Origin of the sequence: Lentzea sp. NPDC003310, assembly GCF_040610935.1 — a bacterium.
Lineage (GTDB): Bacteria > Actinomycetota > Actinomycetes > Mycobacteriales > Pseudonocardiaceae > Lentzea.
The window spans coordinates 1-13,026 of record NZ_JBEXNC010000015.1 but is presented as its reverse complement, the minus strand read 5'-3'; the positions used below and the strand labels follow the sequence as shown (position 1 = coordinate 13,026).

At 71.4% G+C, this 13,026-nt stretch carries 17 protein-coding genes and 1 pseudogene; 6 read left to right on the top strand and 12 right to left on the bottom strand.

The features are described from left to right. Nucleotides 1-49: 49 nt before the first annotated feature. Complete coding sequence (locus tag ABZX02_RS29185; protein WP_355302694.1) at nt 50-829, bottom strand: SDR family NAD(P)-dependent oxidoreductase; 780 nt, start codon at nt 827-829, stop codon at nt 50-52. 56 nt (nt 830-885) lie between these two features. Here ABZX02_RS29185 and ABZX02_RS29180 point away from each other — a divergent pair, with 56 nt between their 5' ends. Then, nucleotides 886-1,458: a TetR family transcriptional regulator gene (locus tag ABZX02_RS29180; RefSeq protein WP_355302692.1), complete on the top strand. Its 573-nt coding sequence runs from the start codon at nt 886-888 to the stop codon at nt 1,456-1,458. 12 nt (nt 1,459-1,470) lie between these two features. Here ABZX02_RS29180 and ABZX02_RS29175 read toward each other — a convergent pair whose 3' ends face one another. The 4 genes from ABZX02_RS29175 to ABZX02_RS29160 form a co-directional block, all read right to left on the bottom strand. Continuing rightward, complete coding sequence (locus tag ABZX02_RS29175; RefSeq protein WP_355302690.1) at nt 1,471-2,292, bottom strand: hypothetical protein; 822 nt, start codon at nt 2,290-2,292, stop codon at nt 1,471-1,473. After that, entirely contained in the window at nt 2,289-2,774 is a 486-nt protein-coding gene (locus tag ABZX02_RS29170) for a DUF6301 family protein (RefSeq protein WP_355302688.1), read from the bottom strand. The genes ABZX02_RS29175 and ABZX02_RS29170 overlap by 4 nt, the downstream gene beginning before the upstream one ends. Before the next feature lie 12 nt (nt 2,775-2,786). Beyond that, the gene (locus tag ABZX02_RS29165; RefSeq protein WP_355302687.1) at nt 2,787-3,371 is read right to left on the bottom strand and encodes a hypothetical protein; all 585 of its coding nucleotides are present in this window, start codon (nt 3,369-3,371) and stop codon (nt 2,787-2,789) included. A gap of 145 nt (nt 3,372-3,516) precedes the next feature. Further along, nucleotides 3,517-4,290 carry a class I SAM-dependent methyltransferase gene (locus ABZX02_RS29160; RefSeq protein WP_355302686.1) on the bottom strand — a complete coding sequence of 258 codons (774 nt, stop codon included), beginning with the start codon at nt 4,288-4,290 and terminating at the stop codon, nt 3,517-3,519. Nucleotides 4,291-4,356: 66 nt separating this feature from the next. Between ABZX02_RS29160 and ABZX02_RS29155 the strand changes: the two genes are divergently transcribed. Next, nucleotides 4,357-4,944: a TetR/AcrR family transcriptional regulator gene (locus ABZX02_RS29155; RefSeq protein ID WP_355302685.1), complete on the top strand. Its 588-nt coding sequence runs from the start codon at nt 4,357-4,359 to the stop codon at nt 4,942-4,944. 160 nt (nt 4,945-5,104) lie between these two features. Continuing rightward, nucleotides 5,105-6,199 carry a multiple monosaccharide ABC transporter substrate-binding protein gene (gene chvE, locus ABZX02_RS29150; protein ID WP_355302683.1) on the top strand — a complete coding sequence of 365 codons (1,095 nt, stop codon included), beginning with the start codon at nt 5,105-5,107 and terminating at the stop codon, nt 6,197-6,199. Between the two features lie 9 nt (nt 6,200-6,208). Here chvE and ABZX02_RS29145 read toward each other — a convergent pair whose 3' ends face one another. From ABZX02_RS29145 to ABZX02_RS29135, 3 genes are read right to left on the bottom strand one after another with little or no spacing between them, the layout of a single operon-like run. Then, nucleotides 6,209-7,219 (bottom strand): alpha/beta hydrolase, encoded by a 1,011-nt coding sequence (locus ABZX02_RS29145; protein ID WP_355302682.1) that lies wholly within the window; start codon nt 7,217-7,219, stop codon nt 6,209-6,211. Continuing rightward, nucleotides 7,216-7,569: a hypothetical protein gene (locus ABZX02_RS29140; RefSeq protein WP_355302680.1), complete on the bottom strand. Its 354-nt coding sequence runs from the start codon at nt 7,567-7,569 to the stop codon at nt 7,216-7,218. The genes ABZX02_RS29145 and ABZX02_RS29140 overlap by 4 nt, the downstream gene beginning before the upstream one ends. A gap of 1 nt (nt 7,570) precedes the next feature. Continuing rightward, a complete protein-coding gene (locus tag ABZX02_RS29135; RefSeq protein WP_355302679.1) occupies nt 7,571-8,035 on the bottom strand; it encodes a TetR family transcriptional regulator in 465 nt (154 codons plus the stop codon). 74 nt (nt 8,036-8,109) lie between these two features. Here ABZX02_RS29135 and ABZX02_RS29130 point away from each other — a divergent pair, with 74 nt between their 5' ends. Genes ABZX02_RS29130 through ABZX02_RS29120 form a run of 3 tightly spaced genes read left to right on the top strand, consistent with a single transcriptional unit; the run spans nt 8,110 to nt 9,756 of the window. Then, entirely contained in the window at nt 8,110-9,003 is an 894-nt protein-coding gene (locus tag ABZX02_RS29130; protein ID WP_355302677.1) for a hypothetical protein, read from the top strand. A gap of 57 nt (nt 9,004-9,060) precedes the next feature. After that, on the top strand, nt 9,061-9,420 hold the full coding sequence (locus tag ABZX02_RS29125) for a hypothetical protein (protein WP_355302675.1): 360 nt from the start codon (nt 9,061-9,063) through the stop codon (nt 9,418-9,420). A gap of 3 nt (nt 9,421-9,423) precedes the next feature. Continuing rightward, complete coding sequence (locus ABZX02_RS29120) at nt 9,424-9,756, top strand: hypothetical protein (protein ID WP_355302673.1); 333 nt, start codon at nt 9,424-9,426, stop codon at nt 9,754-9,756. A 39-nt stretch (nt 9,757-9,795) separates the two neighbouring features. Here ABZX02_RS29120 and ABZX02_RS29115 read toward each other — a convergent pair whose 3' ends face one another. From ABZX02_RS29115 to ABZX02_RS29100, 4 genes and pseudogenes are all read right to left on the bottom strand, one after another. Next, on the bottom strand, nt 9,796-10,050 hold the full coding sequence (locus ABZX02_RS29115; protein WP_355302671.1) for a hypothetical protein: 255 nt from the start codon (nt 10,048-10,050) through the stop codon (nt 9,796-9,798). 61 nt (nt 10,051-10,111) lie between these two features. Continuing rightward, nucleotides 10,112-11,140 (bottom strand): annotated as a pseudogene (locus ABZX02_RS29110) (PEP/pyruvate-binding domain-containing protein); the annotation flags it as partial. Further along, on the bottom strand, nt 11,128-11,730 hold the full coding sequence (locus ABZX02_RS29105; protein ID WP_355302669.1) for a transcriptional regulator: 603 nt from the start codon (nt 11,728-11,730) through the stop codon (nt 11,128-11,130). The pseudogene ABZX02_RS29110 and the gene ABZX02_RS29105, both read right to left, overlap by 13 nt. Continuing rightward, on the bottom strand, nt 11,727-12,797 hold the full coding sequence (locus tag ABZX02_RS29100; RefSeq protein WP_355302667.1) for a helix-turn-helix domain-containing protein: 1,071 nt from the start codon (nt 12,795-12,797) through the stop codon (nt 11,727-11,729). The genes ABZX02_RS29105 and ABZX02_RS29100 overlap by 4 nt, the downstream gene beginning before the upstream one ends. Nucleotides 12,798-13,026: the final 229 nt, after the last annotated feature.

The window sequence follows — 13,026 nt, the reverse complement described above, 5'->3', positions numbered from 1 at the left end:
CGATGCCAGGTGGGGCCTCGCACCCGGTTCGGGACACCGCGACACCCCCTCAGACCACCGACCGGACCGTGCCGCCGTCGACCCTGATCGTCGCGCCGCTCACGTAGTCCGCGTACGGGCTCGCCAGGTAGGCCACCGCCGCGGCGATCTCCTCGGGCCTGCCGAACCTGCCGACGTCGTTGGGCACGAGCGACGCGACGGCGTTGCGCTCGATGTCCTCCCACCTCTCGCCCCACCCGTTGGCCGGCGCCTGCGCCGTCAGCCACTTCTCCACCGAGTCGACCATGATCGCGCCCGGCGACACGACGTTCGACGTCACGCCGGTGTCCTTCAGCTCGCGCGCCAGGGAGACGGCGAGGGTGTGCCGGGCGGCCAGCGTCGCGCTGTAGTGGGGCTGGATCGCGATCGGCTGCGAGCCGAGCCCGCCGCCGATCTGGATCACCCGGCCCCAGCCGCGGGCGCGCATGCCGGGGGTGAGTCGCTGGATCATGCGGACCGCCGAGACCACGTTCGCCTCGTAGATGTCGCGCCACTCCTGCGGTGTCGCGTCCTGCCAGCCGGTGTGGGCGTACCCGCCGGCGTTGTTGACCAGCACGTCGACCTCCCCGGCGACCGCGGCCACGGCGTCCGCGCCCGCGTCGGTGGCGAGGTCGCCGATCGCCACCGCGACGGCACCGACGTCCGCCGCCACGGCCTGCGCGCGGGCCTCGTCGCGGCCGTGCACGACGACGTCCGCGCCTTCCGCCGCCAGCAGCCTCGCGATCGCCTCGCCGAGACCCGAGCTCGACCCCGTGACCAGGGCTCGCTTGCCCTTCAGGTTCAGTTCCACCACGTTCTCCACAAGTCTACAGTCGTATACTTCGCTTGAAGTCTACACTCGTATACATGAGTTCCGCACACCGCCGAGATGCCGCCGCCACCCGAGCGGCGATCCTCCGCGCCGGCGTCGAGGCGTTCACCAGGTACGGCTTCGACGGGGTCGGGGTCCGTGAGATCGCCCAGTCGGCCGGGGTCAGCGCGATGCTGGTCAACCGCTACTTCGGGTCGAAGGAAGGGCTCTTCGCCGAGGTCGCGGAGGTGTCGATGACCGATCGCACGGTGCTCGGCGGCGATCCGGCGACCCTGGCGCGCGACATCGCCGCGGCGTTGGTGCGCCGCACCTCTCCCACTGCGGACGACCTGTCGCCGTTCCTGCTGTTGCTGCGGTCGGCGGCCAACCCGCGCGCGGCCGAGATCCTGCGGGAGAACATCGAGCGCCACGTCGAGGCGCACGTGCACGAGGTCGCACCGGACACGCGCGGCACCGACCGCGCGGCCGTGGTGCTGGCCGTCATCGCCGGGTTCTGGTTGCTGCGCAAGGTGATCGGCAGCAGCGCGCTGAACGGGACCGACGAGAAGACGCTCGAGGCCACCCTGCGGCGGCTCTTCGAGACCCTGATCCCTCCCGCAGACGGGTGACCGCGGAAGGGATCAGTCCAGACCGAGGACGGGAAACTTCACCGGGGTGTCCGGGGCGCCGTACGGCTGCGACCAGGCGCGGTACGTCAGCTCGGCGGGGTACGTGATCCCGTACGCCTCGTGCAGCGCGGCGACGCAGGCGCGCGCCAGCCGCGCGAACTCGGTCGTGAGCGCGGGGCGCCGCAGCGACGACGTCCAGTTGGGCTGCGCGACGACGGGCTCCTCCCAGTCGAACCTGCGCAGCTGGAACTCGTCGGCGCCCGCCGCCACGTCCTTGCCCGGCGCTTCCGCGTAGAGCCGGTCGGGTGCTCCGGCGAACTGCACGTAGCGCTTCGGGTCCGCCGCCGCGTGGACGATGAGGAACACGCCGTCGGTCACGTCGCGGAACGCGTCCGTCAGGCTCTCGGTGAACCGGCCCCACTCGTGCGCGACCTTCCACGGCATCGGGACCGGTGTGCGCGTGGTCGTGAACCGCAGCTCCGGGTCGTCGACCGCGACCTGCTTCTCCCACGGGCTGCGGTGGTCGGTCCGCTCGAAGCCTTCGGTGTGCGCCCGCGCGTCCTTGGTGGTCACCCAGTAGCCGCCCGGTGCGGTGGAGACGACCACGACGGCCATGCCCCGGTACGTGCCGGGGCGGGCGAGGTCGTAGCACTCCAGCACGTCATCATGCGCCAGATACCGCGCGAAGGAGCGGCGGTCCCTCTGCGTGAAGGACTCGTCGACGGCGTGGCCGGCGGAGATCCACCACTTGCCGGCGTGGTGCTGCAGCCGGTAGTCGACGTCGCGGTAGCGCACGAACCGTCCGGGCGCGGGGAGGCGGTCGTCCGTGCTCATCGCTCTCCGGCCCTCCGGTCGAGCTCGACACCCTGAGGTGTCTCGAACATCGCGCGGAGACCCCTCTTCCCGAGGGTGAACGAGATCCGCGCGCCGGACGCGGTGTCCCAGGTCGCGGACGAGCTCTCCGCGAAGTCGCGCAGCGCCGGCGTGCCCCAGCGCGTCTCCGCTTCCCGGACCAGCAAAGCGAAGGCGTCGCCGAGGAACCGCCTCGACGCCGGGGTGATCTCGCGGATCAGGTCGGCGACGTCGAACCGGAGGTACGACAGGTCGCCCCTGCTTCCGATGGTCGAGACATCCGGGACGGTGAAGCCGGACACCGTGTTCATCAGGTGGGGAACGCCGTCCTCGACCTCGATCGTCCACCCGAGTCCGTCGAACGCCCGTTGCTGCGCCTGGTCGCGCGTCAGCGGCCAGGGCGCGTCCTCCCAGAACTCCAGGAGGTCGCACGCCTCCACCGGCGTCATCGCTTTCCAGGTCACATCCCGATCATGTCAGGCGCGCGCGATGCTCTGCAGGAAGGGCAGCGTCGGCAGCCGGTCCGGGCCGTACAGGAAGCTCGACAGCAGGACGACGAGCCAGGGCACCTGGGGACCGGCCAGCTGCAGCGGCTCGGCCTCGTCGAAGATCAGGTAGCAGACACCGCCGAGCATGTCCGCGTTGAAGTCCACGACGTGCGGGTACGCGAACCGCAGCCACCTGCCGTGCACGAAGGACATGACGCAGTAGTTCGTCACCACCACGCGGGCGGCGCAGTGCTCCCGCCACTGGGGCGCGGCCTGGTTCACCGCGCGCTGCCGGGCGATGTTGTTGCCGACCGCGTTCGCCGCCAGGCCCGCCGCCACGAACAACGGCGAGCCGAGGAAGAAGCTGCTGGAGTGCTGGTAGGTGACATCCGTTCCGTAGAAACGGGAATAGCCGAGAGGAAGGTCGGCGTACGTCGCCTCGCCGGGCGCGAGCAGCAACGAGGTGGCCACCTCGCCGGGTACACCGCCCGCCACGAGGTGCCGGTACAGGTGGACGGCGGCGTTCCAGGACGCCGTCCACTCGGGGTTCGCCGGCACCGGCTCGATGGTCATTGATCTCTACCTCGCTGGTCACCGATGACTTCGCCGAGCGCGGTGCAGCGGTCGTGCCGCCCGAGCTCCTCTGCACAGTCGCGCGGCCCGCATCCGTTGTTACGGCAGGGTTTGTCCGACCTGATCACGGGCTTGCCAGTCCACGTCAGAGGCGAATCGCGGTGAGGCCCCAGGTCGAGTACCCCAGCGTGACGGCGCTCGCGTCGCCGACCGCGGCGCCCACCGCGGCCAGCACCTCCGCGAGCCGGTCGGCCGGGAGCGTGGTGAGACCTCCCGAGGTCGGCAGCAGGTCCAGCAGCTCGGCACGGCTGTAGGCACGCTCCCAGTCGTGCCGCCACACCTCCGGTTCGCCGAACCCGCCCGCCGCGCGGATCCCGTCCGCCGCCCTGTCGTACAGCCCGCGATAAGCGTCCACAATGGACCCGTCAGGGCGCGCGACGAGCGGCGAGTCCGGCGCCAGCCGCCGATACGCCTCGGTCAGGGCTTCCTGCACGGCCGGAGGAAGTTCGTAGACGTGCCCGAACGGCACCAGCGCCCCGCCGGGCCGCAAAACCCTCGCCGCCTTGGCCGCGCCGGTGACCGGATCCACCCAGTGCCACGCCGTTCCGGACACGACGGCGTCGAACGCGCGACACTCCGGTTGCCACGCCTCGAACGTCGCGACCTCCACCTCGACACCGGTCCCCCGCGCGAAGGCGGCCATCCGCTCGTCGGGCTCGACGCCGAGCACGGCGTGCCCGGCGGCCCGGAGCTGCCGCGCCACGATGCCGGTGCCGCACCCGACGTCGAGGACCCGCGAACCCGGGATCCGCCCGATCACCGCGCCGGGGTACTCCGCGCGCGTCCGGTCGTACCGCCCGGGGTCGACGCCGAACGACTCGGCGACCCGTCGATGCTGGTGAGGAGGTTGAATGACCATGCGCCCACTCTAATGGGCAAGCGCCCACTCACGGTATGGTGTCCGCTCGGAGCAGAAGGAGGCCGGGTGCCGACTGGAGTGGCGCTGCGCGACCCGCGTCAGCAACTGTTCGACGCCGCGGCGCGGGTCCTGGTCCGCGACGGCGCGAGCGAGCTGACCAGCCGGGCGGTCACCGCCGAGGCGGGCGTGGCGAAAGGCGTGCTGCACCGGCACTTCGCCGACTTCGACGCGTTCCTCACCGAGCTGGTCCTGGAGCGCATCGCGCAGGTCGAGGCACTGGCCGAGGACCTGCGGACGGCACCCGGCGGCGTCGTCGACAACCTGACCGCCGCGCTGACCACCGGCTTCGACCCCGTCGCCGTGGCGGTCGTCGTGCTGGTGATCGCGCGCGACGAGCTCCGCCGCCGGCTGCGGGAGGCCGGTGCCTCCCGGCTCCCGCTGGTCGGCGAGTTCACGGCGGTGATCGCCGGCTACTTGAGGACCGAGCGCGACCGCGGCCGGATCGCTGCCGATGCCGACGTCGACGTGCTCGCGCCGACGTTGATCGGGGCGGCTCACCTGCAGTTCACCGAGCAGGCCGCGCCCGAGTCGGTGCGCCGGGTCGTGATCACGGTGCTGGCGGGCGTCACGCCCAGCCATTCGGACCTCCAATGACCCGGCCACTGTTCCGCGTCACCCGCTTGATCTCCGCACGGCCAGTTGTTAACGTCCACATCCGCTTGTGGCCCAGGTCACACGACGACTGAGCCTTCGGCCTGCCCCGGAACCCGTGGCGACCGTCAACAACGATGTTGAGCCGCACGAGGAGTCGGGGATGCGTTCGCCGAAGTTCGTGGTGCCCGTGATAGCCCTGCTGGTGGCGGCTTGCGGCGCACCCGCAGCCGGACAGCAGGTCAAGCAGCCTGAGAGCGCTCTCGTGGGCGTGACGATGCCGACGACGACGTCGCAGCGCTGGCTCAGCGACGGCGAGAACATCAAGCGCGACCTCGAGTCGCGGGGGCACAAGGTCGACCTGCAGTACGCGGAGAACGACGTGGCCACGCAGATCAAGCAGGTCCAGGGCCAGATCTCCGCGGGCGCGAAACTCCTGATCATCGCCTCGGTGGACGGCTCGGCGCTCACCCAGCCGCTGCTGATGGCCGCGGAGGCCGGCATCCCGGTGATCGCCTACGACCGGCTCCTGCGCGGCAGCCCGAACGTCGACTTCTACGCGACGTTCGAGAACTTCCGCGTCGGCATCTACCAGGCCGAGTCGCTGCTGACGGGGCTGGGACTGCGCAACCCCGACGGCAGCCCCGGCCCCGCGCCCGGCCCGTTCAACATCGAGCTGTTCGCCGGCTCGGCGGACGACAACAACTCGGCGTTCTTCTTCAACGGCGCCATGTCCGCCCTCAAGCCCTACATCGACGAGAAGAAGCTCGTGGTGCGCAGCGGTCAGACGGAGTTCCAGGCCGTGACGACCCTGCGGTGGGACGGCGAGACCGCCCGCAAGCGCATGGACGAGATCCTCACGACGGCGTACCGCCGCATCAAGGTGAACGGCGTGCTCTCGCCCTACGACGGCATCTCGCTCGGCATCCTCGCCTCGCTGAAGGCGAACGGCTACGGCCCCGCCTACCCCGTCGTGACCGGCCAGGACGCCGAGGTCGACTCGGTGAAGTCGATCATCGCGGGCGAGCAGTACTCGACGATCTACAAGGACACCCGCGAGCTGGCGACGGCCACGGCGTCGATGGCAGAGGCAGTCCTCAAGGGCCGGACACCGCCGCAGCTCAACAACCTCAACGACTACGAGAACGGCGTGAAGATCGTCCCGGCCTTCCTGCTGAACCCGGTGAGCGTCGACAAGTCCAACTACCACAAGGTCCTGGTGGAGTCCGGGTACTACACCGACGAGCAGCTCCGGTAGCCGCGTCCGCTACCACCGCAGGGCGAAGAGGCTGCGGATCAGCACCGGCGAGAACGTGCCGTCGGCGGTGGTCATCGCGTGTCCCGCGCCGGGCAGCACCACGCGGTGGCCCGTCACCGACGCCAGCTCGTCCGTCATGGCGCACGGCACCTGCGGATCCAGCTCACCGCAGGTCAGCAGCACGGGCATCGGCGGCAGCCGGCGCGCGACGTCGGGCGGGGAGACCGCGTCGACGGAGGTGACGAACCTGCGGCTCGGCCCCGCCAGCGCCTGGAAGAGCGCCGCGAGCGCGGGCGGCAGGCCCGCGGTGCCGACCGGACGTCCCGCGCGCAGGTCGGCCACGGCGGCGTCGACCGCCCGGTCCGCCACACGACCGTCCTCTTCGGACATACCGCCCGACTCGACGAGCTGCGCGGTCTGGTCGTGCAGCTGCGTCGCGAGCACGTCCAGCATCCGCAACGCCAACGGCTGCAACAGGACCAGTGCGGCGGCACGCCGGCCGCGAGGCGCGTCCGCGGCGAGCACCAGCGCCGTCAGCGCGCCCTCGCTGTGGCCCGCGAGCGCCACCCTTCGTGGCGTCACCTCCACCCGGCCGCGCAGGTAGTCGCGGGCGGCCGCGGCCTGCCGGATGAACGCCGGATAGTCGAGCTCCTGGGGACGCTGCGCCCACTCCCCCAGTCCCGTGCGGCCGGTGCCGTACTTGTCGAACCGCAGGGTCACCACGCGGTCGCGCTCCCACACACCCGCCAGGTCGCGGAGGGTGTTCGGCGTGAGCGCCGGAGGCTGGTTGCCGTCGCGGTCGGTGGGTCCGCTGCCGGGCAGCAGGAGGGCCGCGGGCAACCGTTCTCCGCGACGCCGTGCGGGCACGTGCAACGTCCCGTAGGTCGTCGTGCCGTCGACGACGAAGGACACCTCCTCGTCGTGCGCCGGCAGCCAAGCGCCGAACCCGGCCGAAGCGGGTTGTGCCGCGACGACGGTGGAAGCCACCGCCGCCAGCACCGCGGCGATCTTGACGATCACCGGCCCGTCGCCTTCTCGACCATGGCCACCACGGCGCGCGGGTCGTCGACCTCGACCGCCAGCCGGGTGTAGGTCTCGTCCGCCAGCTCCACCACCACGGCCTTCTGCGCGTCGCGCACCGCCCAGAAGACCTTCTCGCCCTCGTGGTGGAACGTGCCGGCGGTGATCACTTTGGGCACGTGCGTGCCCGGCGCCCGGATCCCCTTCGGCTCACCCAGGATGCCCGGGTCGACCGTCGCTCCCCGCACGTTCGCCAGCGGGATGGTCAACCTGCTCTTCAGCGCCCACAGCTTGTCGAGCCCCTCCATCTCCACCACCAGGTCCTGGCCTTGCACGCTGACCACCGCCATGTCAGATCTCCTTCGCAGGCACCGATTCCGGTGCGTCGTGTTCGACTGGGACGTCGCGCCCGAGAGCGGGTCGCTCGCGCAACCACCTGCCCAGCAACGCTTCCGTGGCGGCCGGCTCCCCCGTCGCCGCGTCGAGCTCGGCGAAGACCGACGACACCAGCTCGGCCACCTCCGAGTCGTCCGGCGCCCGATCGACCGCCGCGAGCAGCAGCAGGTCCCACGTCGGCGCCGCACCCGACCGCGCGGCGCGAGCCAGGTCCGGCCGCACCTCCTGGTCGACGTGCCGGCGCAGCGCGGCCAGGTACAGGCCGCGCTTGCTGCCGAACACGCCGTAGAGGCTGTTGCGGTGCACCCCGACCCACTTCACCAGGTCGTCGATCGAGACGCCGTCGTAGGTGCGGCGGGCGAACAGCTCCGCGGCCGCCTGCACGACCTCGTCCACGTCGAAAGACCGCCGTCGTCCCATGCCACCACCCTAGAGTTTTCAGGAACGATCAGTCAAGAACGAACGTTCCTGAATTCGGCGTGCATGATCACGGCATGACTGTGGACGTCTTCGGCGCGAGCCGGGAGCGGCACCTCGGCCCGTTCGACGGTGACGGGATCTTCTGCGTGGGCAACGCCGACGAGTGCGACCACCTCACCGAGGACGGCGCCGTCCGGATCCCGTGGCGCGGGCGGCCGCGACCCGACGACGTGGCGCGGATCCGCAGCCTGGCCCTGTGCCCGACCACGGCCCAGCTGAGCAGGGCGGTGCTGCCCGCCTACTTGCCGGATCTGGTGAACCTCCGGTCACTGACGCTGCCCGCACCGCTCGTGGCCGACCTGACGTCTCCGACGCTGAAGTCCCTGGTCGTCCACAACGCCGACGGCCGGGCGCCCACGGCCCCGCTCGCCGCCGACACCGCCCTGCCGGGCCTGCGGGCGCTGATGTGGGTCACCTCCTGCACGGCGCCGCGCCTGCCCCAGGTGGTCGGCCCGCTGCCGCCGCTCGAGTTCCTGCGCACCAACGTGAGCGGGGCCGCAGCGGTGCTGCGGCAGCTCGAGAACCTGCCGTCGCTGTGGCACCTGGAGTTGGCGGACCTGAAGAACGTCGACGTCGTCGACCACCTGGCGGCGCCGCTGCGCGTGCTGGAGATCGGGGGCACCGGGCGCGACTTCCCGGTCGACCGGATCGCCGCGATTCCGACGCTGGAAGCGTTGCGCCTCAACGGGGTCCGCGCCGAGATCGACTGCGCGGTGTTCACGGCGCTACCCGACCTGGTCCAGCTGACCGTCCTCAACTCGAAGCGGATCGTGAACGTCGAGGCGCTGCTGGAGTGCCCGAAACTGGCGAACGTCGTGGTCGTCGACTGCGGCAACCCGTTCGGGAAGGAGGGCAAGGCGTTGTTCGAGTCGCACGGCTTCGCCCACCTGTCCATCGACTACGCGTAGGTCAAAGCTGACGAAATCGCGTTGCGCGGAACTGGTTCGTCGTCGAGGCTGCGCCGCATGGGGATGTTGGACGCCGTCGCGGCTCGGGTCGCGCGCGGCGAGAAGGTGCGGTTCCGCCCGACCGGTTCGTCGATGGTGCCGTTGATCCGCAGTCGTCAGCTGGTGACCGTCGTTCCGCTGGACACCGCGACACTGGATGTCGACGACATCGTGCTGGTGCGGGTGGCCGGGACGGTGTACCTGCACCGGGTGACCGCGGTCGCCGGACAGCGGGTGCAGATCGGGAACAACCGCGGCCGGATCAACGGCTGGACCACCCGCGACCGGGTCTTCGGGATCTGCGTCGAGGTGGACGGCGTCCCGCGGCGGAACGTCGAGGGCAAGAGTGCGTGGAACGATCCGGCGGAAGGCAGCTGACACGTGGGGTACGAACCCGACGGGTTGCTCGGCCGGCTGGTCGGGTTCCGCCTGTACTCGGTGCAGTTCGTGATGGACCACGTCCAGCTGCACTTCGACGGCCCCACACAGGACACGCCCGTCCTGCACTGCGACACCATGCCCGCTGTGGCGATCTTGAACCAGACGTTCGCGGACGGATGCCCAGGGTATGCGGATGCTCTGCGTTCACTGATCTCCGCGACCGTGGTGCGCACGGAGGAGGCCACCGGAACGGGCCTGCGGATCGAGTTCGACCGCGGCACGCTCGTGCTGCACCCGACGACGGGCGAGGACTCGTTCGAGGACCTCGCCTGACGCGTTCGGATGTCGTGCGCATCCGAACGCGGGACGCGCTCAGACGCCCCTCCGCCGGAGCACGGCCTGCGCGGCTTCGAGCCGTTCTTCCCCTCCCCTCCGCGACACCTCGCCCGAGACCTCGTCCGCCCAGCCGAGCAATTGCTCCACGTGGTCGTCCGTTCCGGCCGTCACGAGTTCCGGCGTGCCCAGCACGACACCGCCGCCGGCCCCGTCGAGGGTGATCTCCTCGCCCACGCCCAGGACCTTCCCGCCCAGGACGATCGAGTCGGTGCCCACCACCAGGTCGGCCACCCCGGACCACGGCCGGTTTGCCCATCGAACGCGCCACCACCGCCGCGTGGCTGGCCGGGCCGCCGCGGGCCGTGACGATGCCGGTGGCCGCCGCCAGGCCGCGGATGTCCTCGGGCGAGGTCTCCGGCCGCGCCAGCACCACCGGACCGCCTGCCGCCATGCGAACCGCCTCGTCGGCCGTCACCGCCAGCCTGCCCGTCGCCACTCCGGGGCAGACGCCCAAGCCGCGTGCGATGACGTGAACATCCGGAGCGATCCGAGGGACCCGCGCCTGCCGCAGGTGGTGCGGAGCAACGCGGAGAAGTGCTTCGGCTCGGGTGATCGCGCCGGTCGCGACGAGGTCGGTGGCGAGCCGGATGGCGGCGACACCGGTGAACCTCGCCGGACGGACCTGGAGCAGCCACAGTTCGCCCGACTCGTAGGTGAACTCGACGTAGCAGGCATCCCGGTAGTGCTGCTCCACGCGAGCCAGGGCGTCCACCAGGTCGCGCCAGACCCCAGGCTCCCGAGTCGCCAGGGAGGCGAGGGGGTCGGTGAGCGCCCGGCCGGAGACGACAGCGTCTCCCTGGTGTCCGAAAAGGACTTCGCCTGACGGTATGTCGTTGCCGGTCAACGGGTTCCGGCTGTAGGCGACTCCCGATCCGCTGCGGTGGTCGCGGTCGCCGAACACCATGCGCTGGACGATCACGGCGGTGCCCGCGTCGTGCGGGATGTCGTGCAGGGTGCGGTAGGTGCGGGCCCTGGGCGTGTTCCAGGAAGCGAAGACCGACCTCAGCGCCCCGTCCACCGCCGCCGACACGGGGTCCAGGTTGAGGATCGTGTCCATCATGCCGGGCATCGACACCGCCGCCCCGGAGCGGACCGACACGGGTGCCGGCCCCAGGGTCGCCAGCGCGGACGCCACCTCGTCGGTCAGGCCGGGCGGGAGGTCGCCGGTGGCAAGGAACGCCCGGCAGGCCTCGGTGGTGACGACGAACCCGGCCGGCACCGGCAACCCGAGCCGGTGCAGCAGCACCAGACCGTGCGCCTTGCCGCCGATCAGCTCCGGCGGGTCCGTCAGCGAGGCGGAGAGGTGCTTCAGCCACTCCATCTGGAGATCCCCTGCGTGGCCAGGAGGTCCTCGTGGAGCTCCGCCCAGATCGCGTGGTACGAGTCGACGGTGTCGGCCAGCCGGCCCAGTTCCCCCTGGCGCACCTGGCGAAGGGCGTCGGCGAGGCGGAGGTCGTAGCGGGCGAACCTGGGCAGCGCCGTGGCCAGAGCCGCGATCACCGGCACCGCGCGGGCGTGGAAGTCGGCGAAGAGCACCAGCACCCTGGCGTCGTAGGCGGCGTCGCCGTGGTCGTTGACCACGCCGCCGGGTGCGCGGATCTGCCAGGCCGTGCAGAGGTCCAGCAGTTCGGGGTTGAGGACCAGGAAGTCCTCGAACGCGGCGGCCAACGCCGGCCGCGCGCCGGCGCCGTCCAGTTCGGACTCGATGCGGGACGCGGTGGCGGACCGGCCCGCGTTGGTCAGGGTCCAGCCGCCGAAGTCCCGGTGGTGCGTGACCAGACCGGCCACCGCCTGGTCGATCAGCTCGGACTCCACTTCGGACTCGGACAACCCGCTGAAGGACGCCACCCTGGACAGCCCGGCGGTGCCCACGCAACGCAGGGCGTGCAGCACCAGCAGGTCGCCGCTCACGGCGTGGCCGCCTTGCGCGCACCGACCGCGTGGCCCGCACCACGACCGTGGGCACGGGCGACGATCACACCGTCACGCACACCCACCGCGGACTCGGTCTCGTCGCCGACGTCCTGCAACCCGATCGACGCCGCCAGCGCGCCGTCGTCCAGGACCAGTCGCAGGTGCCGCCAGGTCTCCGCGGCGAACACCCGACGAAGGCACCCGACGGCGTCCGTCAAACGCAGGCGCACGAGGCGACCGGTCTCCTCGGGGTCGCCGGTGACGACCGCCAGCGTCACCTGCTCACCGGACCTGGCCACCCGGACGGCCTCCTCGGCGGCGCCCAACCGGTTCGCGCCCAGGACGACCAGCAGCCCGTTTCCGAGGTCGACCGGCTCACCGCTGATCAGGTCCACCACTTCCGCGGGCGGAGCCCAGGAGTCCCGGCAGGTGTGGGCCGGCGTGACGTACGGCAGGTGCGGCGGCGCCCAGGTGTCGTCCAGGTCGATGGTGGCCAGGTGCCGGCACGCGTGCGCCACGTCGAACGGATCACCGAACCCAGGCGAGGTCGCCGCGAGATGACCCGCGCCGGCCAACGTGGTGAGGACCAGCTCGGCCAGCCGCACCTGCCGGATCGGCGCCCCGCGCTCCAACGCGACGGCCAGCAGCAACGCCTCCAACCGCGCCAACTGCGCGAGGGTGGCCGGACCGCGATCGTCCTCGAAGACGCCGTCGAGCGACCGCGCCCGCAGCCGCCCGCCCGCCGCCGGGTCGCCGACCAGCGGTAGGCGTTCCAGCCAGGTGCGGGCGAACACGCCGAGGGCGTCGACCCTCGAGATCGGCGACACGGTGGCGCGCGGCTCGTCCTCGGCGGACCTCTCCACCTGCTCGATCAGCACCGCCAGGTACAACGCGCGCTTGCCGGGGAAGTTCGAGTACACCGCGCCGCGCGTCAGCTCCGCGCGTTCGGCGATGCGGTCGACCTTCGCCGGACCGAAGCCGTGTTCGGCGAACTCTTCCCGCGCCGCCGCCAGCACCGCGGCGCGGGTGCGCGCCTGCTGCTGCACCCTGGTCAGCCGAACCATCGCGCTCCGATCGCCGTTGAGATGATGACATCATCCAGATTACCTCATCTTCTGAGTGCTGGTGGCCACGGTGTCGGAGGCGGCAGCGGTGGAGGCGGCGCGGTGGAAGCGGCAGATGTGGAGGCGGCTGCGGCGGTGGGGCGGCGGCGGTGGGGCGGCGGCGGTGGGCCGGCACGGAACTGTTTGAGCCGGTTGAAGCATCGTTCGACCACGTTGCGCTGCTTGTACA

Coding starts and splice junctions, on each gene's coding strand:
- ABZX02_RS29180 (WP_355302692.1), top strand. CDS start 886: ATGAGTTCCGCACACCGCCGAGATGCCGCCGCCACCCGAGCGGCGATC.
- ABZX02_RS29175 (WP_355302690.1), bottom strand. CDS start 2,292: ATGAGCACGGACGACCGCCTCCCCGCGCCCGGACGGTTCGTGCGCTAC.
- ABZX02_RS29165 (WP_355302687.1), bottom strand. CDS start 3,371: ATGACCATCGAGCCGGTGCCGGCGAACCCCGAGTGGACGGCGTCCTGG.
- ABZX02_RS29160 (WP_355302686.1), bottom strand. CDS start 4,290: ATGGTCATTCAACCTCCTCACCAGCATCGACGGGTCGCCGAGTCGTTC.
- chvE (WP_355302683.1), top strand. CDS start 5,105: ATGCGTTCGCCGAAGTTCGTGGTGCCCGTGATAGCCCTGCTGGTGGCG.
- ABZX02_RS29140 (WP_355302680.1), bottom strand. CDS start 7,569: ATGGCGGTGGTCAGCGTGCAAGGCCAGGACCTGGTGGTGGAGATGGAG.
- ABZX02_RS29135 (WP_355302679.1), bottom strand. CDS start 8,035: ATGGGACGACGGCGGTCTTTCGACGTGGACGAGGTCGTGCAGGCGGCC.
- ABZX02_RS29130 (WP_355302677.1), top strand. CDS start 8,110: ATGACTGTGGACGTCTTCGGCGCGAGCCGGGAGCGGCACCTCGGCCCG.
- ABZX02_RS29125 (WP_355302675.1), top strand. CDS start 9,061: ATGGGGATGTTGGACGCCGTCGCGGCTCGGGTCGCGCGCGGCGAGAAG.
- ABZX02_RS29100 (WP_355302667.1), bottom strand. CDS start 12,797: ATGGTTCGGCTGACCAGGGTGCAGCAGCAGGCGCGCACCCGCGCCGCG.